Source organism: Amycolatopsis iheyensis, assembly GCF_024703995.1.
Lineage (GTDB): Bacteria > Actinomycetota > Actinomycetes > Mycobacteriales > Pseudonocardiaceae > Amycolatopsis > Amycolatopsis iheyensis.
Map to the genome: position 1 here is coordinate 391,920 of NZ_JAMXQV010000006.1, position 23,766 is coordinate 415,685.

Sequence of the window (23,766 nt, forward strand, 5' to 3'; positions counted from 1 at the left end):
CGATGGCGACGGTGCGCACCCCGGACCCGCCGGTCGCTCCCGAGGCGGCCACGCGGGTCCGGCGACGGGACCGCCCGGCCGGGCGCCGCCGCAAGAGCCAGCCGGCGGCCTTCGCGTTCCTCACGCCGTGGCTGCTCGGCGCGATCGCGCTGACCGTGGGCCCGATGGTCGTCTCGCTCTACCTGTCCTTCACCGACTACGACCTGTTCACCGCGCCGAAGTGGGTCGGCTTCGGCAACTTCACGCACATGTTCACCGACGACGACCGCTACCTCCAGTCGGTGCAGGTCACGCTCGGCTACGTCCTGGTTTCGGTGCCGCTGAAGCTCACCGTGTCGTTGCTGGTGGCGATGCTGCTCAACTCGCGTCGAGGTGGTGGCGGCTTCTACCGGGCCGCGTTCTACGCGCCGTCGCTGCTGGGCGCGAGCGTCGCGGCCGCGCTGGTGTGGCGGGCGCTGTTCATGGGCGGCGGCCCGGTGAACGAGGTGCTCGCGTTCTTCGGCTGGCACACGCCGAGCTGGGTCGACGACCCGCGGTTCAGCCTCGCCTCGATCGTGCTGCTCGGCGTCTGGCAGTTCGGCGCGCCGATGGTGATCTTCCTGGCCGGGCTCAAGCAGATCCCGGCCGAGCTGCACGAGGCGGCCGCGATCGACGGCGCCGGGGCGTTCCGCCGGTTCCGGCACATCACGCTGCCGATGCTCTCGCCGGTGATCTTCTTCAACCTGGTGATGGAGGCCATCCACGCGTTCCAGGCGTTCACCCCGGCGTTCGTCATCGGCGGCGGCCGCGGCGGCCCGGCCGACGCCGACCTGTTCTACACGCTCTACCTGTACGAAGTCGGCTTCCAGGACTTCCACATGGGGTACGCGTCCGCGATGGCGTGGGTCCTGCTGGCGGTGATCGCGATCGTCACGGCGATCGTGTTCCGCACCGCCAAACTCTGGGTGTTCTACGACGACGCCGAGGAGCGCACATGACCGTGTTGCCGCGTTCGGCGCGTTCGTTCGGCTGGCACGTGCTGTGCCTCGTGATCGTCGCCGTGGTGCTGTACCCGCTGGTGTGGCTGGCGTTCGCGTCGGTCAAGCCGCCGGACGAGATCCTCTCGCGGCTGTCGCTGCTGCCCACCCGGTTCGTCTTCGACGGCTACACGAAGGGCTGGGAGGGCGCGGCCGACGTCGGGTTCGGCCGCTTCTTCCTCAACTCGGTGCTGGTGGCCGGGTTGTCGGTGGTCGCGAACGTGCTCTCGTGCTCGCTGGCGGCGTTCGCGTTCGCGCGGCTGAAGTTCCGGTTCCGGGGCGCGCTGTTCGCGTTCATGATCACGACGCTGATGCTGCCCTACCACGTGACGCTGATCCCGCAGTACGTGATCTTCCAGCAGGCCGGCCTGGTCAACACGGTCGTCCCGCTGATCCTGCCGAAGCTGCTGGCCACCGAGGCGTTCTTCGTGTTCCTGATCGTCCAGTTCATGCGCGGCATCCCGCGCGAGCTCGACGAGGCCGCGACGATCGACGGCTGCTCGGTCTACCGGACGTTCTGGCACGTGGTGCTGCCGCTGTCGAAACCGGCGCTGGTGACGACGTCGATCTTCACGTTCATCTGGACGTGGAACGACTTCTTCACGCAGATGGTGTACCTGAACGACACGGAGAAGTTCACGGTGCCGCTGGGCCTGCGGTTGTTCGTCGACACCAGCAGCGAGTCGAACTTCGGCGCGATGTTCGCGATGTCCGCGCTCGCGCTGGTCCCGATCGTGCTGTTCTTCCTCGCCTTCCAGCGCCTCTTGGTGGAGGGCGTCAGCACCAGCGGCTTGAAGGGGTGACGGCGTGCGAACGCACTGGAGGACCGGGCTCGAAGACTTCTCGGACTGCCTGCTGACCGGCTTGCTCGTCGCGCTCGCGTCCGTGCCCGTGGTGACCGCGGCGCCGGCGTTCGCGGCCGGCTGCCGAGCGCTCGACCGATCGCGACACGGTATCGCGCGTCCACTGTGGACGACGTTCTGGGCCGACTTCCGGCAGGCCGTCCGCGGTAGCGTGGCGTTCGGCCTGCTGGGCCTCCTCGCGGCGGCGATGTTCGCGGTGGACCTCGACATCGTGGGCGCGACGCCCGGCGCCGGGGTGCTCCGGCCGGCGTTGTGGCTGCTGGCGGGGGTGGCGGCCGTCGTCGCCGTGCGGACCTGCGAGGTCGTCGCGCGCGGGGAAGCGTCGTGGCGCCGGGCCGTCGTTACGGCGGCCCGCGAGACGTCGCCGGGGAACGCCCTGCTCCTGGCCGGGGCGATCGGCCTCGCGGTGGTGCTCGTGTGGATGCTGCCGATCCTGGCGTTCGTCATCGCCGGGCCGCTGGCCCTGGCGGCCGTCGCGACCGGTGGGCGCCGATGATTCCGAGCATCGTCGTGTTCGGCACCGCCGGCTACGCGCGCACGCACCTGCGCCGGGCCCGGGCGCTGCACGACCGGGGCGAGATCGTCCTGGCCGGCGCGTGCGATATCCGCGAGCCACCGGAGGAAGCCGGCGTGCCGGTCTTCACCCGCGACCCCGCCGAACTGCTGGCCCGGGTGCCGGCGGACATCGCCGTGGTGGCCACCCCGCCGCACACGCACCTGCCGCTGGTCCGGCTCGCGCTCGCCGCGGGCTGCCACGTGCTGGTGGAGAAGCCGCCGGTGCTCGACCTGAGGGCGTTCGACGAGCTGACCGAGCGGGCCCGCGGCCGGGCCTGTCAGGTCGGGTTCCAGAGCTTCGGCTCGCCCGCGATCCCGGTGATCCGGGCCGCGCTGGCCCGGGGGGCGATCGGGACGGTCACCGGGATCGCCGCGGCGGGTGCGTGGATCCGGCGCGACCGGTACTTCCAGCGCACCGAGTGGGCGGGCCGGCGCCGCGTCGGCGGGCAGCCGGTGGTCGACGGCGCGCTGACGAACCCGTTCGCCCACGCGGTCGCGACCGCGTTGCTGCTCAACGGCACCGCAGGTGTCGTGCCCGAGCGCACCACCGTCGAGCTGTACCGCGCTCGTGACATCGAGTCGGACGACACGGCGTGCGCGCGGCTGTGTTTCGCCGGCGCGCCGGACGTCGTCGCCGCCGCGACGCTCGCCGCCGAAGCCGACCACGAGCCCTACGTGCTGATCCACGGCACCGACGGCCGGATCCGGTGGCACTACAAGACCGACGTCGTCCTCGTCGGTGACGAGCCGGTGCCGGTCGGCCCGCCGCGGGACCTGCTGGCGAACCTCGTCGACCACGTCCGCGACGGCGTGCCGCTGCTCGCCCCGCTGGCCGCCACCCGCGCGTTCACCGCGCTGGTCGAGGCGGTCCGCGACGCGCCCGAGCCGAGGCGGCTGCCCCAGGCGCGGGCCGTCGGCGCCGGGCCGGAGCGCCGGTTCGTCGTGCCCGGCGTCGACGCGGCCGTCGACGCCGCGGCCGAGCGGCTCGCGCTCTTCTCCGAACTCGCTCTGCCGTGGACGCTCGCCCGGGAGGAGACGTGATGGTGCCGCACTACGCGATCGTCGGCCTGGGGTCGCGGGCCGAGCTGTTCGCCCGGGCCCTGGCCGGGTCACCGCGCGCCGAACTGGCCGCCTTCTGCGACCAGAACCAGACCCGCATGCGCGTCCACAACGAGTGGCTGGGCACGGCGGTGCCCAGCTACCGGCCCGCCGACTTCGTCGTGATGCTCGAGAAGGAGCGCATCGACGTCGTCGTGGTGTGCACACCGGATCACACGCACGCGGACTACGTCGTCGCGGCGCTGCGGGCCGGCTGCGACGTCGTCACCGAGAAGCCGATGACGACCGACGTGGACGGCGCCCGGCGCATCCTGGCGGCCCGGCGCGAGACCGGCCGCGCGGTACGCGTTGCGTTCAACTACCGGTACAACCCGGTGCACCGCCGGGTCCGCGCGCTGCTCGCCGAGGACGCGATCGGCGAGATCGGGTCGGTCGAGTTCAGCTGGCTGCTCGACACCGCGCACGGCGCCGACTACTTCCGCCGCTGGCACCGCGACAAGGCGAACTCCGGCGGCCTGCTCGTGCACAAGTCCGGGCACCACTTCGACCTGGTCAACTGGTGGCTCGGCAGTGGCCCGGAGACGGTGTTCGCGGTCGGGCGGTTGTTCTTCTACGGCGAAGGCAGCGGGCACCCCGACGACCGGTTCGCGCTGGACGTCGAGGCTTCGCCGAGGCTGCGCGCGCTCTACCACGACGCGGAGCACGAAGACGGTTACGTCCGGAACCAGGACGTGTTCGCGCCCGGCGTCACGATCGAGGACGACGTGTCGGTGCTCGTCCGGCACCGCGGCGGGGTGGTCCTGAACTACCACCTGCACGCGTATTCACCGCGTGAGGGCTATCGCGTCGCGTTCTCCGGCAGCGAGGGTCGGCTCGAGCTGGACGTGCGGGAGAACGAGCACGCCGCGGACGCCGGCGAGACCACGCGGGCCAGGCTGACCCGGCAGCGGCAGTGGGAGCCGCCGGAGGTCGTCCTGGACGAGCCGCTCGGCGAGGGCCACGGCGGCGGGGACGCGCGGATGCTCGCCGAGCTGCTGGGCGACGCCGAGCCGGACCCGCTCGGCTGCGCGGCCGACCACGACTCCGGCCTGCAGGCCCTGCTCACCGGGCTGGCCGCGAACCGGTCCCTGGCCACCGGCGCGCCGGTGGCGGTCGACGAACTGCTCGGTGAGATCGGGGAACCGGCGTGAGCCGGGCGGCGGTGGGGGACGGGACGTTGGAGCTCGCCGAGGACGACGACGGCCGGCTGCGCGTCCGGCTCGGCGACGTCGTCCTGGCCGAGTACGTCGTCGCGCCACCGACCCCGGCCGGGGACTCGCCGAAGCCGTACCTGCACCCGTTGCGCACCACCGCGGGGGAGACCGTGACCGCGGTCCGGCCGCACGACCACACCTGGCACAACGGCCTGCAGTTCACCATGGCCCACCTCTCGGGCGAGAACTTCTGGGGTGGCCGGACCTACCTGCGCGGCCTCGGGTACACCCCGCTCGACAACAACGGCAGCGTGGGCCACGTCCGCTGGGAGAGCATCGTCTGCGCGGCCGGGCACTGCGAGCTGCGGCACGAGCTCGCCTGGCGCACCGCGGGCGGCCGGCGGTGGCTCACCGAGCACCGCACGCTGCGCTTCGGCGACGTCTCGGCCGGCCGCTGGACCCTCACCTGGTCGAGCCGGTTGCGCAACACCAGCGGCCGCGAACTGCGCTGGGGGAGCCCGGTGACCGAAGGCCGCGACACCGCGGGCTACGGCGGGCTGTTCTGGCGCGGTCCCCGCTCGTTCGTCGGCGGCGCCATCCGCACGGCGGACGGCCGGGGCGGAGCCGGCGCGATGGGGCACCGGTCGCCGTGGCTCGCCTTCACCGGCCGGCACGACGAGAGCCTGCGGACCTCGACGCTGCTGTTCGCCGACAGCCCGCGCAACCGGAGCTTCCCGACCGCCTGGTACGTCCGGGCCGAGCCGTTCCCGGTGGTCAGCTTCGCCGCGACCTACCACCGGCCGTGGCTGCTCGAACCGGGTGAGGAGCTGACGCTGACCCACCACGTCGTCGTCCTCGACGGCGACCCGGAGCCCGCCCGGCTCGCCGAGCTCGCGGCCCGGGCGGCCGAGTAGAAGGAGCCGAAATGCGCTGGAAGGCCTTCGCGGGGTGCCTCGCCCTGCTCGGACTCACCCTCACACCCGCGGCGGAAGCACACGGCCACGACCCCGGCCGGGTCGTGGCCGGCGCGCACGACGGCTGGGGAGCCGGGACGACCGGCGGCGCCGCGGCCGCGCCGGGTGATGTCCACACGGTGTCGACCCGCTCCGAGCTGGCCGCCGCGCTGGCGGCCCACCCGGGCGCGCCGAAGATCGTCCACGTCCGCGGCACGATCGAGGGCAATGTGGACGGTCGCGACCGGCCCCGGACGTGCGACGACTTCGCCGATCCCGGCTACCGCCTGCCCGCGTACCTGGCCGCGTACGACCCGGCGACCTGGGGCAAGGTCGAGCCTTCGGGGCCGCTGGAGGAGGCGCGGGTCCGGTCGCAGGCCAACCAGGCCGCGCAGGTGGTGCTCGACGTCGGCCCGGACACGACGATCGTCGGCCTTCGCGGCGCGACCCTGCACGGGCTGACGTTGCGTGTCACCGGCGACAACGTGATCCTGCGGAACCTGCGGTTCGCCGACGCGCACGACTGCTTCCCGCAGTGGGACCCACTGGACGGCGCCGACGGCAACTGGAACTCCGAGTACGACAACGTCGACCTGGTCGGCGCGACGCACGTCTGGGTGGACCACAACGAGTTCAGCGACGGCGGGAACGACTCCCAGCCCACGTACTTCGGCCGCGAGTACGAGGTCCACGACGGCCTGCTGGACATCGTGAACGGCTCGGACCTCGTGACGGTGTCGTACAACCGCCTGCACGACCACGACAAGACGATGCTGATCGGCAACACCGACAAGCCCACCCACGACGTCGGGAAGCTGCGCGTCACGGTGCACCACAACCTCTTTTCGGAAATCGGGCAGCGCGCGCCGCGGGTGCGGTACGGCCAGGTGCACGTGTACGACAACCTGTACTCGGTCCGGGACGCGGCGGCCTACACGTATTCACTCGGCGTCGGCGTGGAATCCCGGATCTACGCGGAGAACAACTTCTTCCGGATCCCGGCCTCGGTTCCGCTGGGCGCGCTCGTCGAATACTGGAAGGGCACGGTGCTGCACGCGACCGGGACGCTGGTTTCGTCCGGTGCGGCGCTGCCGCGCCCGGTGGACCTGCTGGCGGAGTACAACGCGGCCAACGATCCGGACCTGGGGCCGGACGTGGGCTGGACGCCGACGCTGGTGGACCGCCTGGATCCGGCGTGGCTGGTGCCGCTGCGCGTGCCGGCCGAAGTCGGCCCGAACGGGCGTTGACACGGAACCGGTCCGTGCGCAGTATTGAGAAAGCGCTTTCAGCACTCGCACGGACCGTTTCCCCGGACCACGGAGTGATGAAGATGATTTCGCAAGAACGCATTCGCGCGTGCTCGCTCGCCGTCCTGCTGGCCGCTTCGGCGATGCTCGGCGTGCCCGGGTCGGCGTCGGCGGCTTCCTGGCCGAACCCGAGCACCAGCGTCGCCGTCGGCCAGACGATCAAGGTCACCGGCGGCACCTACGACGGCGGCCTGAAGCGGTTCTACGGCACCGGCGACCTCGGCACCGGCGGCCAGGACGAGGACCAGGGCCCGATCTTCGAGCTCGCCAACGGCACGACCCTGAAGAACGTCGTCCTCGGCAACCCGGCCGCCGACGGCGTGCACTGCCTCGGCACGTGCACGCTGCTCAACGTCTGGTGGGAGGACGTCGGCGAGGACGCGGCGACCTTCAAGGGCACCTCGGCGTCGCAGACCATGACCATCGACGGCGGCGGCGCGCGCAAGGCGTCGGACAAGGTGTTCCAGCACAACGGCCCCGGCACGATGTACATCCGCAACTTCGAGGTGACCGACTTCGGCAAGCTGTACCGCTCGTGCGGCAACTGCAAGACGCAGTACAAGCGCAACGTCGTCGTCGACAACGTCACCGCGACCGTGCCCGGCAAGGCGCTCGTGGGCATCAACACCAACTACGGCGACACCGCGAGGCTGACCCGGATCACCATCGTCGGCGACTCGAGCCGCAAGATCGAGCCCTGCCAGAAGTACAAGGGCGTCACCAGCGGCGAACCGACGAAGACCGGCAGCGGGCCCGACTCGACGAACTGCCTCTACACCACCGCGAACATCACTTACCGGTGACCGACCCGCCGGGGGCGCCCGCCGCCCCCGGCGGCTTTTCGTGGAGGCGTCATGTGGAAAACCCTGCTCCTCGCTTCGCTCCTGACCGGGACGACGTCGGTCCCGCCCGCGGCCGCGAACGTCGTCGTGGCCAAGGACGGCTCCGGGAACTACACCACCGTCCAGGCCGGGATCGACGCCGTCGTCGCCGGCGGCACGGTGTCGGTCAAGCCCGGGACCTACCACGAGGTGATCACCGTGCCCGCGGCCAAGACCGGGATCACCCTGCGCGGCACCACCGGCAAGGCCGCCGACGTCGTCGTCGACTACGACAACGCCAGCGGCACGAAGAAGCCGGACGGCTCGACCTACGGCACCACCGGCAGCGCGACGGCGACGATCGCCGCGAACGGCTTCACCGCGACGGCGGTGACCTTCCGCAACTCCTTCGACCGCAAAGCCCACCCGGAGATCACCGCCACCCAGGCGGTCGCGGTCAAGACGACCGGCGACCGGATGGTCTTCGACAACGTCACCTTCCTCGGGCACCAGGACACGCTCTACGCCGACACCGCGGCGACCGCGGCGGTGGGCCGCCAGTACTACCGTGCCTGTGAGATCAGCGGCGACGTCGACTTCCTGTTCGGGCGCGCCACCGCGGTGTTCGACCGGGCGACGATCACCGCGCTCGACCGCGGCTCGAACCCCAACGGCTATCTGACCGCGGCGAGCACCCGGCGCGGCAACCCGTACGGCTTCCTGATCGTCGGCAGCAAGGTGCTCAGCCCGGCGGCGGGCGCCAGCTTCTACCTGGGCCGGCCGTGGCACCCGGGCGGGGATGTCGACGCCATCGCGCAGGTCGTCATCCGCGAAACCGTGCTGCCGGCGGCGATCAAGCCCACGCCGTGGACGGACATGTCGGGGTTTTCGTGGAAGGACGCCCGGTTCGCGGAGTACCGCAACACCGGCCCGGGGGCGGGCACGGGCGCCGACCGGCCGCAGCTCACGGCCGCGCAGGCCGCCACGTACACGGCACAGCGGTACCTCGCCGGGAGCGACGGGTGGAACCCCGTGCACTGACCGGGCGTCCGCCCACTTCAGCTTGTTCTTGACCGCCTTGGCCTTGCCCATCGCCGTGCCCTTGACGCGGAAGTCGGCCAGCAGGGTTGCCGGAGGCGACGCCGGAACATGCGCGGGATCCCTTTCGCTCGGGCGCCGGTGGTTCCCGGGGCGAGCGGGGGATAACCGCGGTAATTCCGAGTTCCCGGCGGGCTCACGAGGTGAAGGTGCGTGCTTCTTCCTCGGCGGCCGCCCGTTCCCGGTCCGCTGCCGCCGAATCTCCCGGCAACCCACGCCGCACGAGAGCTTGAGCGTGGCGGCGCCGGGCGAACACCACCGCCGGCCAGTGGCTGAGGGCCAGGTTGTGGCGGACGGCGACCCGCAGGTGCTGCTCCGCGCGGTCCAGGTCGCCCGTCGTGAGGGCCGCCGTGCCCAGCGACGTGTGGACCGAGCCGAAGCACGCGATGCCCAGGCTCGCCATCGCCGGCAGGTGCGCGAACGGCACGAGCAGCTCGGCCACCCGGGCCGCCGTCGGGCCGTCGTCGAGCAGGTACGCCGTTTCGGCCGCGCCGCTCAGGGAAATCAGCCAGGTGCTCGACCGCGGGAGCGCCCCGAGGTCGTCGCCGCACAGCCGCGCCAGCGCGCCCGCCGCCGTCCGGCGGTCGCCCGCCGAAGCAGCCGCCACGGCCAGCGCCGCGTAGTAGGAGTTGTCGACCGGGCTGAGGGTCGGGGAGTGCATCAGCCCGTCCAGCACCGGGACGAGCTCGCCCAGCCGGCCCTGGAACCACCGGATCGCCACCAGCTGCGCGCCGTACCAGCCGAGCGCGTCCAGGTCACCCGCCGCCTGCCCGAGCTCCGCGCAGGCCTGCGCGCCCGCTTCGGCCTCGGCGAACCGACCCGCCCGGATGGCGAGCATGACGCCGAGCGCGTCGGCCACGAACCCGGCGGCCAGGTGCTTGCGCGCGGCGAGGAGGTCTTCGAGCTCGCCGAGCCGCCGCTGGGCGTGCGGGTCACCGGCCAGGAAGAGGTCGACCGTGTCCCACACGACCCCCAGCACCAGGTCCGTGCGCCGCCCGGACCGGCCGCTCATGCCGACCAGCTCGGTGGCGAGGGCGTGCCGCAGGTCCGTGTGGCCGGGGCCGAGCAGGCAGTGGTGGGCCAGGCTCAGCGCCTCGGCGTGCGCGACCGGGTCGCCCGCCGCCCGGGCCTCGTCGACCAGGGCCAGGATCCGGCCGGACGTGCCGTCCGGGTAATCCTCTTCGCCGGCGAGCCGGATCCGGAGCCGGCGGGCCAGCGGCGCCGCCGGGTCCAGCCGGCCCAGTGCGTGCCGCAGCCGCGTCACCAGCGACGCCGCCGCGGCGGCCGTCCGGTGCTCGTGCACCCACACCCCGCCCAGGCCCAGCGCCGCCCGCGCGAGCGCGTCGGTGTCGCCGGTCTGCTCGGCGCGGCGGTAGGCGGTCTCGAACTGCTCCCGGCTGGTCCGCAGGTCGCCGTCCTCGAGCAGCGCGTGCTCCCCGGCGGCCAGCGCGTCGTCCGGGGCGGTGACCACGATCCCGGGCCGCGCCGCGAGCAGCACCGGGTCCTGGGCGAGGACCTGGCGGTGCACCTGCGCCAGCACCGGCGACGGCTCGACCCCCGACGCCGTGATCAACCCGTGCCGCGCCTGGCGGAACGCCTCGAGGGCGTCACCTTGGCGGCCGGCGCGGTAGAGCGCGGTCATCAGCTGCGCCCACAGCCGTTCGTGGCCGGGGAACGCGGTGGTCAGCTTCTCCAGCTCCGCGATCAGCCCGGCGTCCTCACCGGTCGCGAGGTCGGCGTCGATCCGGTCCTGGACGGCGTTGTGCCGCAATCGCTCCAGCCGCATCCCCTCCGCCTTCAGGACTTCGACGCCGCCGAACTCCTCGTAGGCGTTCCCGCGCCACAGCGCCAGCGCCGCGCGCAGGTGCTCGCGCGCGAGGCGGGGTTCGCCGGCCGAAAGCGCCCGCCGTCCGTCCGCGGCGAGCTGCTCGAACCGCGCCGAGTCGAGCGCCTCCGGCGGCACGTGCAGTACGTAGCCCGGCGACCGCGTCAGGATCAGGTTCGGGTCCACGGTGGCGCGCAGCCGCGAAAAGTAGGTCCGCACGGTCCGGTCGGCGTGCTCGGGCAGCCGGTCGCCCCAGAGCGCCCGGCCGAGCGCGGCAACGCTCACGACGCGGCCCGGCTCGGCCGCCAGCACGGCCAGCAGCGTCCGCAGGCGCGGCCCGCCGACGTCCCGCGGCTCGCCGCCGATCCGGACCTCGAACGGTCCCAGCACTCCGAGGTCCACCCCGCTCGCGCCCATTCCCGCCCCTTCGCCGCGGACACGTCCGCGCTTCGGCCTACAGGAGCGTCCGCGCGCGTCCGGGATACGTCGTCAGGACGGAAAGCAGCGTCGACGAACGGGTCCTAGCCGATCGGCACGGTCGCGACGCACGAGGCCGTGCCGCTGTCGAAGGTCATGGCCGCCGAGCCGCGGGCGGTGACCGGGATCGTCAGCCCGGCGGGGAACGTTTCGGTGTGCTCGCCGTTCGTCGCCGGGCCGACGTGGGTGTAGACCGTGTGGGTCGACGTCCCGGCCTGGTAGGAGATCCGCAGCGACTGGGTGCCGCTGTCGCCGATGTACGGGCCCGCGGTGGTGATCGCGCCGAGCGGCCGGTGGTAGCCACCCGACGTCTCGAACCGCAGGGTGAACCGCCCGCTGAAGCCACCGTCGTGGCAGGTGCTCGTGACCTGCTTGACGGTCGCCGCCTCGGCCGGGGCCGCGCAGGCCAGGGCCAGCGTCGCGACGAGCACCGCAGTCTTCATGTCTTCCTCCTGAACGCCTCGGCCGCCATCCTGCCGGAACCGGCTTCCGTGGCGCTTCCCTTCACCGGGCGGTGCGGACGAGCAGTACCGGGCAGGCGGCTTGGTGCAGCAGGGCCTGGCCGGTGGAGCCGAGCAGCAGCCCGGGGAAACCGCCGCGGCCGCGGTCGCCGAGCACGACGAGCTGGGCGTCGCCACTGCGCTCGACCAGCTCGCGCCGGGGGTGGGCGGCCACCACGACCTGCTCGAGCGCGAGATCACCGGTGTCGAGGCCGTGGAGCCGTTCTTCGAGCAGCCGGCGGCCGGCTTCGGTGACGCAGCGCGGATCGTCGCGCGGGGGCGGGGTGTCCGCCCAGGCGTGGAGGACGACGAGGGGAGCGCCGCGCAGGCGGGCTTCGGCGACGGCGGCGGCGAGCACCCGGTCGCCGGCTTCGCTGCCGTCGACCCCGGCGACGACCGGCCGGTGCGCGGCGCCGGGCTCGTCCCACCGGTCCCCGCGGACGACGACGGTGTCGCAGTGCCCGTGGGTCCCGACGGCCGCGGCGACGGAGCCGGCGAGCAGGCTGGTGAGCCGCCCGTGCCCGGCGGACCCGACCACGAGCAGCGCGGCGGCCCGCGACGCCTCGATCAGGGCTTGGGCGGCGCGGTCGGAATCGAGCCGCGAGCCGACGGACGGCCCACCCTTCGCGACGGCGAGCTCGCAGGCGGTCCGCAGCGCACGTCGTCCGCGGGCACGCAGGGCGTCGACCATTTCTTCCGGCGGCGGCACGACCCCGCCGGCCAGCAGCGCGGGAAGGTCGAGGGCGTGGACGATTTCGAGGGGAGCGCCGCGCAGCCGGGAGGTCCGCGCGGCCCACCGGACGGCGTCGAGCGACTCGGCGGAGCCGTCGGCCCCGCAGACGATCGATCCGGTGGCGGTCATCCGAAGACTCTATGCCCGGTGAGTGTGGGGAGCGGTGCTTTTCGCGGCACTGGGGGCGGGTGCCGCGGGCTTGGCGTGCCCGGCCATGGCCCGCGTACCCGCCGGGGTGTGGGGAGTAGCGCCGTCCGCGGCCGCCGCGGGGGCGCCCGCGAAGCCGGCGTGCCCGCCCGCCTTTCTCCGTCGGGGCTGGGTCGAGCGGGCCGAGCGCAGCCGAATACGAGCCAGGCGAAGTCGCGCTCTTGCTCCAACCGTTGCCGCCGCTCCCTCGCTCCGGCTCAGCCGGTTAGGCCCGGCCGAGCGTCCGCCGTGCCGACCAGCCCAGCAACACCAGCTCCACCGCCGCGAAGCCCGCCAGCACCACCGTCCCCGGGGCCACCAGCATCGCCAGCCCGACCGCCAGCACCGGCGCCACCAACCCCGCGTACGCCGCCAGGAACAACGCCGCCAGCACTTCTCCGCGCGTCAACTCGTCCGCCAGCCCGGCGACGGTGCCGACCGAGGCCCGGAACCCCAGCCCGAACCCGGCCCCGGCCACGGCGCCCGCCGCGAAGAACCACGGCAGGGATCCCGCGAACGCCGCCCCCGCCAGCAGCACCAAGCCGCCGGCCATCAGCGCGTAGCCGGCCCGCAGCTGCGGACGGAAGCCGATGCGGGCGAACACGAGCTGGGCCACGGCCGCCGCGCCGAGCATCGTGAACGGCGCCAGCCCGGCCAGCAGGCGGGACGGCTGGTGCAGCTCGTGGGCCAGCAACGTCGGCGCCAGTGCCATGAACAGCCCGCTCAACGCGAACGCCGCGAACGCTCCGATCGCCGCGCCGGTGAACTCCCGCCGGGCCGCGGGCGGCAGGGACAGCCGCTGCGGCCGGTACGCCGGGCGCTCCTCGCGGCGCTCGACCGTCTCCGGCACCAGGCTCACCGCGATCGCCTCCAGCAGCAGCACCACGAGGAACACCGCGAACGGCGTCCGGAGCGGCTCGGCGGCGAACCGCGCGAACAGGCCGCCGGCCAGCGGGCCGAGGGCGAGACCGCCCGCGTTGACCACCGTCGCGACGAGACCGGGCTTCGTCCGCGGGCGCAGCTCCGACAGGTGCGCGGTCGCCGTCGCGGTGATCACGCCGATTCCCGCGCCGCTGACCAGGCGGGCGACGATCAGACCGGGGACCTCCGGCCACAGCAGGAACAGCGCCGCCGCGAAGGCCTCGGCCAGCACCCCGGCGAGCAGCACCCGGCGGCGGCCCAGCCAGTCGCTCACGTGCCCGGCCAGGTACAGGCTCAGCATCACCCCGACCGCGTACGCGGCGAAGACCACGGTGACGACGAACGTGGGAAACCCGTCCCGCTGCTGGTAAAGCGCGTACAGCGGGGTCGGGACGGTGGAGAACGCCAGCGCGGTCGCGAATGCGACCGCGACGACGCGGAACCCCAGGCCGTGGCTCACGCGGAGCCGGGCCGGGGCGAGGGTGAGCGACATCGGGACCTTCCAGGACGTCAAGGGATCTTCCGCACTCCACGATGTCCCCGGCGACTCAGCAAGTCCAACGAAAAGTCCTGGTCCGAGTTATCGCTACGATCGATGAATGGAGACGCGTCAGCTCGAGTACTTCGTCGCCGTGGCCGAGGAGCTCAGCTTCACCCGGGCCGCCCAGCGGCTGTTCGCCGTGCAGTCCACCGTGTCCGCCGCCGTCCGGGCGCTGGAGACCGAGCTCGGCGCCCGGCTGTTCGACCGCTCGACCCGCCGGGTCGCGCTGTCCGCCGCGGGTGCCGCGTTCCTGCCGGAGGCGAAGGCCGCGATCGAGGCGCTGGAACGCGCCCGCGCGACGGTCCAGGAAGCGTCGGAAGGCCTGCGCGGCAGCCTCCGCATCGGCACGCTGACCTCGGTTCCGGGCCTCGACCTGCCCCGCCTGCTCGGCGCGTTCCACCGGCGGCACCCGCTCGTCGACATCCACGTGACGGTGTCGATCACCGGCTCGACCGGGCTCGCCGACGAGGTTCGCCAGGGCCGCCTCGACGCCGCGCTGGTCGGCCTGCCCGAGACCGACCTGGCCGGCCTGGCCGTGCTGCGGGTCGCCACCCGGCCGTTCGTGGTGCTGCTGCCGGAAACCCACCGGCTGGCGGGCCGGCGCGCGGTGCGGCTCGCGGACCTGGCCGGCGAGTCGTTCATCGACACACCGCGCGGGTTCGGCAACCGCGTCGCCATGGACCGCGCGTTCGACGCCGTCGCCGCGCCGCGGCGGGTCACCGTCGAGGTGGCCGACCTGCGGACCGTGCCCGGCTACGTCCGGGCCGGTCTCGGTGTCGCCGTCGTCCCGGACACCCCCGCGCCGGAGGGGCCCGACGTCGTCGTCCGGCCCCTGGCCGGCGGGCTGGACTGGCCGCTCAACCTCGTGACGTCGGGGGCGAAGCCACCCAGCCGGGCGCTGCGGACGCTGCTGGACCTGGTCGAGAGCGATATTTGAACACGTTCAACTCTTTCGGTACGGTGGGCGGTGGCGGAGGAGTGAAGGGGGAACCATGAAGGTCGTCATACCCGGGGGAACCGGGCACCTGGGGCGCGTGCTGAGCCGCTCGCTCGTCGGCCGCGGCCACGAGGTCGTCGTGCTCACCCGGCGGGAGGCCGAACCGGAGCCGGGCGTGCGGCACGTCCGGTGGGACGGCCGCGGTGCCGGAAAATGGACGCACGAGATCGACGGCGGCGACGTCGTGCTCAACCTGGCCGGCCGGTCGGTGAACTGCCGCTACACGCAGGCCAACCTGCGCGAGATGTGGAACTCGCGGATCGACTCGGCGCGGGTCGTCGGCGGCGCGATCGAGCGGGCCGCGCACCCGCCGCGGGTCTGGCTGCAGATGAGCACCGCGACGATCTACGCCCACCGCCACGACGCCCCGAACGACGAGACCACCGGCGTCATCGGCGGTGACGAGCCGGGCGTGCCCGCCTACTGGGCCTACAGCGTCGACATCGCCCGCGCGTGGGAGCGCGAGCAGCGGCTCGCCGACACCCCGCACACCCGCAAGGTCGCGCTGCGCACGGCGATGGTGATGAGCCCCGAACCCGGTGGCGCGTTCGAGATGCTGCTGCGGCTGACCCGCCTGGGCCTGGGCGGCCCGGTCGCCGGCGGGCGGCAGTACATGTCGTGGATCCACGAAGCCGACCTGGTCCGCGTGATCGACTTCCTCATCGCGTGCGACGACGTGTCCGGGCCGGTGAACCTGGCCGCCCCGGAACCGTTGCCCTACCGCGACTTCCTGCGCGAGCTGCGCGCGGCCGCGCGCGTCCCGTTCGGCCTGCCCGCGACGCGCTGGATGGCCGCGATCGGAGCGTTCGCGCTGCGCAGCGACCCGGAGCTGCTGCTCAAGAGCCGCCGGGTGGTGCCGGGCCGGTTGCTCGACGCGGGGTTCGAGTTCGACCATCCCGAGTGGCGCGCCGCGGCCGTGGATCTGGTGGGGCGCACTCGCAGTCCACTCAGGACGGTCAGCTGACGCTGTTGTCCCGCAGCCGCCGCAACATGAGGGCCAGGTGGAGCCGGAACCGGCCGGCCGGGGTGTCGACGTCGAAGCCCAAGACGGCCTCGGCGCGCGCGAGGCGCGCGGGCATCGTGCTGTGGTGGCGGTGCACCGCCACCGCCGCCTTGCGCGCCGAGCCGGTGGCGCACAACGCGGTGAGCGTGGCCAAGGCGTCTTCGCCGTGCGGCTCGGCCGCCAGCCGGTCGAGCGCGCGGACGTCGGTCAGCTCCGCCAGGTCCGCGGCGCCGAGCTTGCCCGCGAGCTCGGCGAGACTGCCGAGGCGTTCCCACCACACCACCGGCTCGGTGGCCGAGGTGAACCGCAGTGCGGTCCGGGCGGCCGTCCACGACCGGGCGGCGTCGATGGCCGGCAGCTCCGGGCCGACCCCCGCCCGGCCGCCGTCGGGCAGCTCCGCGGGCACCTCGCCGGTGGTCAGCACCGCCCGCACCGCGCCCAGCCGCGCCGACCGCCCGGCGAGCGCGTCGACGCCGGTGCCGGCCAGCACGCGCACCCGTGCCGCGGGGCCGAAACCGAGCAGGTGCAGGGCCCGGGCGCGCTCGGCCGTGCCGACGTCCGCCGACAGCACCAGCTCGACCAGCGCGGGGTCGCCGAGCTCGGGACGGGGCACGCGGTTGTGCGCCAGCAGGATCGCGGTGGCGATCGCGAAGCGCTCCAGCAGCATGTCGTCGAGCGGGATGGGCGCACCGGTCCGAGCCACCCAGACCAGCACGCCGCCCTCGAGCTCGCGCGTGGCCGCGCCCGGCGGCGGCGAGCCGGGCGCGACGGCGGGCCCGCCCGGCTCCGCGCGCAGCGACAGCCCTTGGCCGGGCGCGTGCACGCCGACCGGGCAGCCGGCGAGCTCGGCCGTGCTGCACACCAGCGCGTCCAGATCCGCGCGGGCGGTGATCAGCCGGTCGAAGAACCCGATCACCCGCACGGCGTTCTCGGCGTCGGCGTCGAGCCCGGACAGCCGCAGCAGCAGGCCTTTCATGCCGTCACGATAGGCGCGCCCGCCGCCGGATGGCGAGCCGTGGCCCGGGAACGCCCGCCGCGTGGCGGTGGCCGGGGGCGGGCCCGCGGCCGATGATCGGGTCATGACCTACGCGATCGATCCCGAGCTCCTGCCGTGGCTGGACATGGTTCCGCCGGTCGTCCTGACCGACTACGAAGCGCTGCTGGCCGTGCGTGCTTCGGCGGCCGGGCTGGAAAATCTCGTGCCGGCGTACGAGCCGGCGCGGCCCGTCGATGTCCGCGACACGGCGATCCCCGGCCCGTCCGACGCCCCGGACGTCCCGGTGCGCGTCTACTCGCCCGCCGACCGGGCCGGCGCGGTGCCGGGCCTGCTCTACATCCACGGCGGCGGGTTCGTCCTCGGCGACCTGGAGACGTTCCACGGGCCGCTGCTGCGCCTGGTCGACGAGCTGGGGATCGTGATCGTGTCGGTCGACTACCGGCTGGCGCCCGAGCACCCGTTCCCGGCCCCGGTGGAGGACTGCTACGCGGCGCTGACCTGGACCGCGGCCAAGGCGGCCGAGCTGGGCATCGACCCCGCCCGCCTGGGCGTGGCCGGGGAAAGCGCCGGCGGCGGGCTGTCGGCCGCGGTGGCGCTGCTGGCGCGGGACCGCGGCGGCCCGGCGCTGTGCTTCCAGTACCTCGGGATCCCGGAGCTGGACGACCGGCTCGACACGCCGTCGATGCGCGACTACACCGACACGCCGGTCTGGAACCGGCCGAACGCGGTGTTCAGCTGGACCAGCTACCTCGGCCGGGAGCCCGGCGGCGAGGACGTCTCGCCCTACGCGGCCCCGGCGCGGGCCACGGACCTGGCGGGGCTGCCGCCGGCGTTCGTGACGACGTGCCAGTTCGACCCGTTGCGCGACGAGGGAATCCGCTACGCGCAAGAGCTGGCGCACGCCGGGGTGGCGGCCGAGCTGCGCCACTACCCGGGCACGTTCCACGGCTGCGGTCTGGTCGAGGCGGCGGCGATCTCGCGCCGGATGTTCGCCGACGAAGTCGAGGCGCTGCGCCGCGGCCTGCGGGTGACCGGCTGAGGATCAGGGCTTCGGCAGCCTGCGCACGACTTCCTTGCCGACGGCGACCACGGCCGGACACGGGTCGCCACTGGTCGTGGTGGCCGTGATCCGGACCTGCTCGGCCTGCTTTCCCGCGGCCTGGCGGTGGCTCCAGCTCAGCGCGCAGGTCAGTCCGCTGACCATCCGGTTGGCGGTGACGCCGCCGAGATCGACCGGGGTGGCGCCGGACTCCGGCACGTCGGGGTAGCTGTCGAAGTGCAGGGACACCGAGGTCGTGCCGGTCCACTCGCAGTCGCGAAGCCGTTTCAGGGCGCCCTTGCCGACGCGGCCGAGCGACGGCACCGCGGCCGGGTCGAGCAGCCGGCACGGGTCCAGCGGCAGCAGCGAGCCGGGGGAGAGGGCGAACCGGGCGTCGCCCGACCGGATCCGGGCCAGGGCCTGCCCGAGCGCGGTCTTGGCCAGGTCGCACGTGTCGGCCACGGTCGTCACGCCCAGCGCGGGCTGGGCCGGCAGCTGGACACTGGCGTAGCAGGTGGTCTTCCCGGACGTGCTGAACAGCACCTGGCGGCCGTCGAGCTCGCCGGGGGGCTGCGGGTTGATCAGGCTGATCTCCTCGCCCAGGTGGAGCGAGATCCTGCCGCCGTCGCGGGTGCCGTAGTCGCACTTGTCGATGTCGGGGTAGTCGGTGTCCGGCGCGCGGAGCGTGCCGGCGCCGGAGACCGGGACGTCGTCCAGCACCTTGCAGGGATCGGTGGCGCGCAAGGTGTCGGCGCTCGTCGGGTCGAGGTTCGCGCCGATGGGCACGGGATCGGCGGCGAACACCCCGACCGCCACCAGCGCCCCCGCCGCGAGCGCGGCGACCACGGCCAGGGCGGTGACGAGCGGCACCCAGCGCCGTCGTCGCGGCGGTTCGGGCACGGGCGGCGGCGCCGGCCAGGACAGCGCGGTGCGCACCGCGTCCTCCTGCCGCCCGATCAGCTCGTGGACCGGCGGCGGCCACGGCCGGGTGCCCGGCGGGACCGGCCCGAGGAAGTCGAGGAGCTGCCGCGGCGTCGGCCGCCGGGCCGGATCCTTGGCCAGGCACGGTTCGACGAGCCGCCGGACTTCCGGCGGCACGCCGCTGAGGTCGGGCACGGCGTGCACGACGTTGTAGAGCACCTGCGCCGTCGTCGTGCCGGCGAACGGGCCACGGCCGGTCGCGGCCATCACCAGCAGGCCGCCGAGGGAGAAGACGTCGCTCGCCGGGGTCAGCGGCCGGCTTTCGGCCTGTTCGGGCGACATGAACGCCGGTGAGCCGACGATCCCGCCGGTGCCGGTGAGGTCGCTGCCGCCCTCGGCCGCGCGCGCGATGCCGAAGTCGATCACCCGAGGGCCGTCGCCGGTCAGCAGGACGTTGCCCGGCTTGAGATCGCGGTGGATCAGCCCGACCCGGTGGATTTCGCCCAGCGCGGTCGCCAGCCCGACGGCGAGCCGGCGCACCGACTCGACCGGCAGCGGCCCGGTCGCTTCGACGGCTTCCTTCAGCGACGGGCCGGTGACGAACACCGAAGCCAGCCACGGCGTCTCGGCGTCCGGGTCCGCGTCCATGACCGCGGCGGTGAAGGCGCCGGAAACCCGTTGCGACGCCTGCACTTCCTGCCGGAACCGGGTGCGGAAGCGGGCGTTGTGCGCGAACTCCGGGTGCACCTGCTTGAGCGCGACGAGCCGCCCGTCCGGGGCGACGCCGAGCAGCACCCGCCCCATGCCGCCTTCGCCGAGCGCGGCGACCAGGCGGTACTTCCCGGCTTGCCGGGCGTCCCCCGGCTCGAGCGGCTTCACGGCTTCGGCAGTCCGGTCCGGGCCGCCTTGGCGAGGTCCTGCGCCTTGCGGCAGGTCGCGTCGACGGCGGGTGTGCCGGCGGCGGTGTAGTCGACGACGACGTTTTCCGCCGACCGGTCGTCGATCGGCCGGTGGGCCCAGGTCAGGGTGCAGCTGGTCGAGGCCTGGCCGTCACGCCGGGCCGTGAAGTACGCGGTGACGCCGCCGACGTCGAGCGTGCCCGTCGAGTCGTAGTAGGGATCCTTGGACTGGAACGGCTTCGAGCCGCGTTCGAGGGTCACCGTGACCTTCCGGTCGACCGTCCAGGAGCACTCGTGCAGCCCGCGCGGTTCGACGCCGAAGACCGGGCCGGCGACCTGCTGCACGGTCGCCGCCGGGAGCAGGGCGCACGGGTTCGTCGCGGCCAGGCTTCCCGGGGGCAGTGCGGCATCGACGCTGCCGGCCTTCAACCGGTGCACCGCTTCGGTGAGCGCGGCTTTCGCCGTGTCACACGGCTTGGCGAACGGCTTCGCCGCTTGGCTGGCTTCGACGCCGATCGTCGTGTCGGGGCGGTCGACGACGGGAACCGACGCCGTGCAGCCGCTGTCCTTGTCGTCGAGGCTCAGCGGCAGGCCGTCGAGCTCGCCGGCCGGGGTGCCGCCGGCGGTCACCGGGCCGCCGATGGCCAGCTCCAGCCATTGGCCCTGGGTGGTCTCGTAGGTGCATTGGAAGAGGTGGACGTCGATCTTCGGCGTGAGCTTCCCGGTGCCGGGCACCGACGGGAGGATCCGGCAGGGGGCGACGCCGCGGAGCTTGTCCGGGCCGAGCGGGTCCGGGTCGGGTGGGGCCGTGGTCGCGACCGGCGGCGGCGCGGGGGTGCCCGCCGGGGCGGCGGTCGCGTCGTCGTCGCCGTTGACCAGGGCGACCGCGGTGATCGTGCCGGCCAGGACGACGGCGGCGGCCGCGGCGGCGAGCAGGACGCGAGCGCGGCGTCGGGGCTTCGGCGGCTTGGCCACGACGCCGGCCACCTCGGCCTGCCGGCGCGCGATCAGCGTGTGCACGGCGGGCGGCCACGGCCGCTGGACCGGCGGCAGCGGCCCGAGCAGGTCGAGCAGCTGCGCCGGGGTCGGGCGGCGGGCGGGGTCCTTGAGCAGGCACGGCTCGACGAGCGCGCGGACTTCGGGCGGGAGGAGCCGCAGGTCCGGGTGCGTGTGGACGACGTTGTAGAGCGACTGCGGGCCGGACGCCCCGGCGAAGGGACTGCGTCCGGTGGCGGCGAGGACGAGCAGCGCGCCGAGGGAGAAGACGTCGCTGGCGGGGGTCAGCGGGCGGCCGTCGGCCTGCTCCGGCGAAATGAACGCGGGCGAGCCGAGGATGACGCCGGTGTGCGTCAGGTCGGCGCCGCCTTCCGCGGCGCGGGCGATGCCGAAGTCGATGACGCGGGGGCCGTCGTCGGCGAGCAGGACGTTGGCGGGCTTGAGGTCCCGGTGCACGAGCCCGGCCCGGTGGATGCCGACGAGCGCGGAGGCGAGCCCACCGGCGAGGTGACGCACGGCGGCGGGCGGCAGCGGCCCGGTCTTGTCGACGGCTTCCTGCAGCGAAGGCCCGGCGACGAACACGGAAGCGAGCCACGGGGTGGCCGCGGCGGGATCGGCGTCCATGACGGCGGCGGTGTAGGCGCCGGAGACGAGCCGCGAGACGTCGACCTCACGCCGGAACCGTTCACGGAAGCCGGGATCGTGCGCGAACCCCCGGTGCACCTGCTTGACGGCGGCCAGCCGCCCATCGGGGGCAACGCCGAGCAGCACGCGCCCCATGGCCCCTTCCCCGACGGCGGCGAGCAGCCGGTACCGCCCGGCCTGCCCGGGCTCACCCGGTCCCAACGGCTCCACACCCACCTCCCGGGGGCGATGGTAGAGCGTGGCGGGGCGGCGGTGGCCGGGAACGGGCTGATCGGAGGTGGTCCGGTGATCTGCTAGCGGGCGCGGACTGGGGTGCCGGTGGGTTCGGGCGGGGCCGGGTCTCGGTGGTTTTCGGCGGGGCCCTGGTGGGTGGCTGTGCGGCGGGGCTGTGGGTGGGCGGCGGCTTCGGGCGGGGCCGGGTCGCGATGGTTTCGGCGGTCGCCGGGCTCACGAGGGGCGCTGGTGGGCGGCGGTTGCCGGGCGGGAGAGGCTCGCCAGTGGGCGACCGCGCGGCGGAAGAATGGCCCGGCGGCGATCTGCGCCGGGCCGGCGAGCGTTACCGGTCGCGCGTGGCCGCGGCCGTGCGTTGGCCCGGCGGATTTCCTCCGGGCCAACGCCTCTCCTGCAGCCGGGCAATGCTCTTACCCGCAGCCGGGCCGCGCCCTCACCGCCGTCGAGAACCGGCCCGCCGATGCCCTCCGCCGAGCCTGCCCACCCGCTACCCGGCCACCCGCAGGAGGAGCTTCCCGGTCATCCTGCGCCCCTCGATGTCCGCGTGCGCCGCAGCCGCCTCGGCCAACGGGTAAATCCCGCCGAGCACCGGCACCAGCCTCCCCGCCGCGGCCTCCGCGACCGCTTGCCGCACCCGTCGCGGTGTCTCGGGCCAGAACTCCGGGAGCTGGGTCATGTCCGCCACCCGCACCCGGGCGCGGTCCGCCTCGGTCAACGCCGTCGGCGTGCCGCTGCTCATGCCGTAGCCCGAAAACCGCCCGCCGTCGCGGACCAGGGCCAGGGCCGAAGCGCCCAGCGGGCCGCCCACTCCGTCGAACACGGCGTCCGCGCCCGGTACGCGGCCGGCCCAGTCCGGCTCCCCGTAGTCGACGGCCCGCACCCCCAGCTTGCGCGCGAGCTCCACCTTCTCCGGGCCGCGGACCCCGGCCACCACCGCCGCCCCCGCCGCGCCGGCCAGCTGCACCAGGAGACTGCCGAGCCCGCCGACCCCCGGCACCACCAGGACGTCGTCGCCCGGGCCGACCGGTGTCCGCTCCAGCAACGCGAGCGCCGTGCTGCCGTCGTCCAGGACGGCCAGTGCCTCGGGCAGCCCCAGCCCGTCCGGCACCCGGAACGCGAACCCGGCGTCGGCCACCACGACCCCTGCGTAGCCACCGGCGGCCGCCCGGGTGAGCACCCGCGCGCCCAGCCAGTCCCCGGGCACGCCGGGGCCGACCGCGTCCACCGTCCCCGCCACCGCCCCGCCCGGCACGTACGGCGGCGTCACCTCGAACCCGGCGGGGCCCGCGCCCCGCCGGATCAAGGTGTCCAGCCACCCCACGCCGGCGAAGGCGACAGTGACGCGCAGCTGTCCCGCCGCCGGCTCCGGCACGGGCAGGTCGACGGCTTCCAGCACTTCCGGCCCGCCGAAGCGGGTGGCCATGATCGCTTCCACGTCCCCGAGTCTCGAACTTCAAGGGCGCTTGAAGTCAAGTCAGGGCACGACGTCGGTGACCGTGTCCTTGACGACCTGCCACCGGCCGCGGTCGCGCACCAGCGTCAGGCTGATCGTGTAGTGCCGGTCGATGCCGTGCGCCGGCTCGAGGTAGTGCGCGTCGAGGATCGCGAAACCCATCTGGCAGTTCTCGACGACGGTGTGCACGACCGTCCACGGCATCGAATACTCGTACGGCACCTTGAACTGCTCGAGCACCGGGTTCACGTTCGCGTCGTACCCGAGGTACAGGTTGCCCTTGCGGCCCACCGTGACCATGTCGCGGTGGATGATCGCGCGGTAGCGGGCGGCGTCGCGCTTGTTGTAGCTGTCCATGTCCTCCCACACGGCGTGGTCGAACGCCCGTTGGCACGACGGGCCGCCCTGCTCCCCGGCCGATGCCGTGACCGGCACGGCGATCGCCGCCGCGGCCAGCGCCGTCCCCACCGCCGCGTGTCCCCACTTGCGCATCTGGTTTCCCTTCTCCGTGACTGGCCGGGAGGCTGCCGCGCCGGT

21 protein-coding genes are annotated in these 23,766 nt (G+C 74.0%); 12 read left to right on the forward strand and 9 right to left on the reverse strand.

Annotated elements, in window-relative coordinates:
* Positions 1-2 precede the first annotated feature (2 nt).
* The 9 genes from M8542_RS14145 (at position 3) to M8542_RS14185 (ending at position 8,808) form a co-directional block, all read left to right on the forward strand.
* Positions 3-977: a carbohydrate ABC transporter permease gene (locus M8542_RS14145; RefSeq protein ID WP_257920581.1), complete on the forward strand. Its 975-nt coding sequence runs from the start codon at positions 3-5 to the stop codon at positions 975-977.
* Complete coding sequence (locus M8542_RS14150) at positions 974-1,819, forward strand: carbohydrate ABC transporter permease (protein ID WP_257920582.1); 846 nt, start codon at positions 974-976, stop codon at positions 1,817-1,819. Before M8542_RS14145 ends, M8542_RS14150 begins: the two co-directional genes overlap by 4 nt.
* 4 nt (positions 1,820-1,823) lie before the next feature.
* The gene (locus M8542_RS14155) at positions 1,824-2,375 is read left to right on the forward strand and encodes a DUF624 domain-containing protein (protein ID WP_257920583.1); all 552 of its coding nucleotides are present in this window, start codon (positions 1,824-1,826) and stop codon (positions 2,373-2,375) included.
* Positions 2,372-3,475 carry a Gfo/Idh/MocA family protein gene (locus tag M8542_RS14160; RefSeq protein WP_257920584.1) on the forward strand — a complete coding sequence of 368 codons (1,104 nt, stop codon included), beginning with the start codon at positions 2,372-2,374 and terminating at the stop codon, positions 3,473-3,475. Before M8542_RS14155 ends, M8542_RS14160 begins: the two co-directional genes overlap by 4 nt.
* Positions 3,475-4,683, forward strand: coding sequence for a Gfo/Idh/MocA family protein (locus tag M8542_RS14165; RefSeq protein ID WP_257920585.1), 1,209 nt, complete (start codon positions 3,475-3,477; stop codon positions 4,681-4,683). The genes M8542_RS14160 and M8542_RS14165 overlap by 1 nt, the downstream gene beginning before the upstream one ends.
* A complete protein-coding gene (locus M8542_RS14170) occupies positions 4,680-5,600 on the forward strand; it encodes a DUF6807 domain-containing protein (RefSeq protein ID WP_257920586.1) in 921 nt (306 codons plus the stop codon). Before M8542_RS14165 ends, M8542_RS14170 begins: the two co-directional genes overlap by 4 nt.
* Positions 5,601-5,611: 11 nt before the next feature.
* Entirely contained in the window at positions 5,612-6,886 is a 1,275-nt protein-coding gene (locus M8542_RS14175) for a pectate lyase family protein (protein WP_257920587.1), read from the forward strand.
* 83 nt (positions 6,887-6,969) lie between these two features.
* Positions 6,970-7,749 (forward strand): pectate lyase, encoded by a 780-nt coding sequence (locus M8542_RS14180; protein WP_257920588.1) that lies wholly within the window; start codon positions 6,970-6,972, stop codon positions 7,747-7,749.
* Positions 7,750-7,800: 51 nt separating this feature from the next.
* Positions 7,801-8,808 carry a pectinesterase family protein gene (locus M8542_RS14185; RefSeq protein ID WP_257920589.1) on the forward strand — a complete coding sequence of 336 codons (1,008 nt, stop codon included), beginning with the start codon at positions 7,801-7,803 and terminating at the stop codon, positions 8,806-8,808.
* A 193-nt stretch (positions 8,809-9,001) separates the two neighbouring features.
* Here the strand turns inward: M8542_RS14185 and M8542_RS14190 are convergent, their stop codons facing one another.
* The 4 genes from M8542_RS14190 to M8542_RS14205 form a co-directional block, all read right to left on the reverse strand.
* On the reverse strand, positions 9,002-11,107 hold the full coding sequence (locus M8542_RS14190) for an AfsR/SARP family transcriptional regulator (RefSeq protein ID WP_257920590.1): 2,106 nt from the start codon (positions 11,105-11,107) through the stop codon (positions 9,002-9,004).
* Between the two features lie 104 nt (positions 11,108-11,211).
* Entirely contained in the window at positions 11,212-11,610 is a 399-nt protein-coding gene (locus tag M8542_RS14195) for a hypothetical protein (RefSeq protein WP_257920591.1), read from the reverse strand.
* A 61-nt stretch (positions 11,611-11,671) separates the two neighbouring features.
* Positions 11,672-12,529 carry a universal stress protein gene (locus M8542_RS14200; RefSeq protein WP_257920592.1) on the reverse strand — a complete coding sequence of 286 codons (858 nt, stop codon included), beginning with the start codon at positions 12,527-12,529 and terminating at the stop codon, positions 11,672-11,674.
* 283 nt (positions 12,530-12,812) lie between these two features.
* Positions 12,813-14,021, reverse strand: a complete 1,209-nt coding sequence (locus M8542_RS14205) for an MFS transporter (RefSeq protein WP_257920593.1) — start codon at positions 14,019-14,021, stop codon at positions 12,813-12,815.
* A gap of 85 nt (positions 14,022-14,106) precedes the next feature.
* Between M8542_RS14205 and M8542_RS14210 the strand changes: the two genes are divergently transcribed.
* Entirely contained in the window at positions 14,107-14,985 is an 879-nt protein-coding gene (locus tag M8542_RS14210) for a LysR family transcriptional regulator (protein ID WP_257920594.1), read from the forward strand.
* Between the two features lie 55 nt (positions 14,986-15,040).
* A complete protein-coding gene (locus tag M8542_RS14215; RefSeq protein ID WP_257920595.1) occupies positions 15,041-16,009 on the forward strand; it encodes a TIGR01777 family oxidoreductase in 969 nt (322 codons plus the stop codon).
* Here the strand turns inward: M8542_RS14215 and M8542_RS14220 are convergent.
* Positions 16,002-17,024 (reverse strand): helix-turn-helix domain-containing protein, encoded by a 1,023-nt coding sequence (locus M8542_RS14220; protein WP_257920596.1) that lies wholly within the window; start codon positions 17,022-17,024, stop codon positions 16,002-16,004. The genes M8542_RS14215 and M8542_RS14220 overlap by 8 nt on opposite strands.
* A 103-nt stretch (positions 17,025-17,127) precedes the next feature.
* Here M8542_RS14220 and M8542_RS14225 point away from each other — a divergent pair, with 103 nt between their 5' ends.
* Complete coding sequence (locus M8542_RS14225) at positions 17,128-18,084, forward strand: alpha/beta hydrolase (protein ID WP_257920597.1); 957 nt, start codon at positions 17,128-17,130, stop codon at positions 18,082-18,084.
* A 3-nt stretch (positions 18,085-18,087) separates the two neighbouring features.
* On the opposite strand, the gene M8542_RS14230 is transcribed toward M8542_RS14225, so the two are convergent.
* The 4 genes from M8542_RS14230 to M8542_RS14245 all read right to left on the reverse strand — a co-directional run bounded on the left by M8542_RS14230 (position 18,088) and on the right by M8542_RS14245 (position 23,721).
* Positions 18,088-19,884 carry a serine/threonine-protein kinase gene (locus M8542_RS14230; RefSeq protein ID WP_257920598.1) on the reverse strand — a complete coding sequence of 599 codons (1,797 nt, stop codon included), beginning with the start codon at positions 19,882-19,884 and terminating at the stop codon, positions 18,088-18,090.
* Positions 19,881-21,755 (reverse strand): serine/threonine-protein kinase, encoded by a 1,875-nt coding sequence (locus M8542_RS14235; protein ID WP_257920599.1) that lies wholly within the window; start codon positions 21,753-21,755, stop codon positions 19,881-19,883. The genes M8542_RS14230 and M8542_RS14235 overlap by 4 nt, the downstream gene beginning before the upstream one ends.
* A 508-nt stretch (positions 21,756-22,263) precedes the next feature.
* Complete coding sequence (locus tag M8542_RS14240) at positions 22,264-23,211, reverse strand: zinc-binding dehydrogenase (protein ID WP_257920600.1); 948 nt, start codon at positions 23,209-23,211, stop codon at positions 22,264-22,266.
* Between the two features lie 39 nt (positions 23,212-23,250).
* A complete protein-coding gene (locus M8542_RS14245) occupies positions 23,251-23,721 on the reverse strand; it encodes a hypothetical protein (protein WP_257920601.1) in 471 nt (156 codons plus the stop codon).
* Between the last annotated feature and the right edge of the window lie 45 nt (positions 23,722-23,766).

Coding starts and splice junctions, on each gene's coding strand:
- M8542_RS14145 (WP_257920581.1), top strand. CDS start 3: ATGGCGACGGTGCGCACCCCGGACCCGCCGGTCGCTCCCGAGGCGGCC.
- M8542_RS14150 (WP_257920582.1), top strand. CDS start 974: ATGACCGTGTTGCCGCGTTCGGCGCGTTCGTTCGGCTGGCACGTGCTG.
- M8542_RS14160 (WP_257920584.1), top strand. CDS start 2,372: ATGATTCCGAGCATCGTCGTGTTCGGCACCGCCGGCTACGCGCGCACG.
- M8542_RS14165 (WP_257920585.1), top strand. CDS start 3,475: ATGGTGCCGCACTACGCGATCGTCGGCCTGGGGTCGCGGGCCGAGCTG.
- M8542_RS14175 (WP_257920587.1), top strand. CDS start 5,612: ATGCGCTGGAAGGCCTTCGCGGGGTGCCTCGCCCTGCTCGGACTCACC.
- M8542_RS14180 (WP_257920588.1), top strand. CDS start 6,970: ATGATTTCGCAAGAACGCATTCGCGCGTGCTCGCTCGCCGTCCTGCTG.
- M8542_RS14185 (WP_257920589.1), top strand. CDS start 7,801: ATGTGGAAAACCCTGCTCCTCGCTTCGCTCCTGACCGGGACGACGTCG.
- M8542_RS14190 (WP_257920590.1), bottom strand. CDS start 11,107: ATGGGCGCGAGCGGGGTGGACCTCGGAGTGCTGGGACCGTTCGAGGTC.
- M8542_RS14195 (WP_257920591.1), bottom strand. CDS start 11,610: ATGAAGACTGCGGTGCTCGTCGCGACGCTGGCCCTGGCCTGCGCGGCC.
- M8542_RS14200 (WP_257920592.1), bottom strand. CDS start 12,529: ATGACCGCCACCGGATCGATCGTCTGCGGGGCCGACGGCTCCGCCGAG.
- M8542_RS14210 (WP_257920594.1), top strand. CDS start 14,107: ATGGAGACGCGTCAGCTCGAGTACTTCGTCGCCGTGGCCGAGGAGCTC.
- M8542_RS14215 (WP_257920595.1), top strand. CDS start 15,041: ATGAAGGTCGTCATACCCGGGGGAACCGGGCACCTGGGGCGCGTGCTG.
- M8542_RS14220 (WP_257920596.1), bottom strand. CDS start 17,024: ATGAAAGGCCTGCTGCTGCGGCTGTCCGGGCTCGACGCCGACGCCGAG.
- M8542_RS14225 (WP_257920597.1), top strand. CDS start 17,128: ATGACCTACGCGATCGATCCCGAGCTCCTGCCGTGGCTGGACATGGTT.
- M8542_RS14245 (WP_257920601.1), bottom strand. CDS start 23,721: ATGCGCAAGTGGGGACACGCGGCGGTGGGGACGGCGCTGGCCGCGGCG.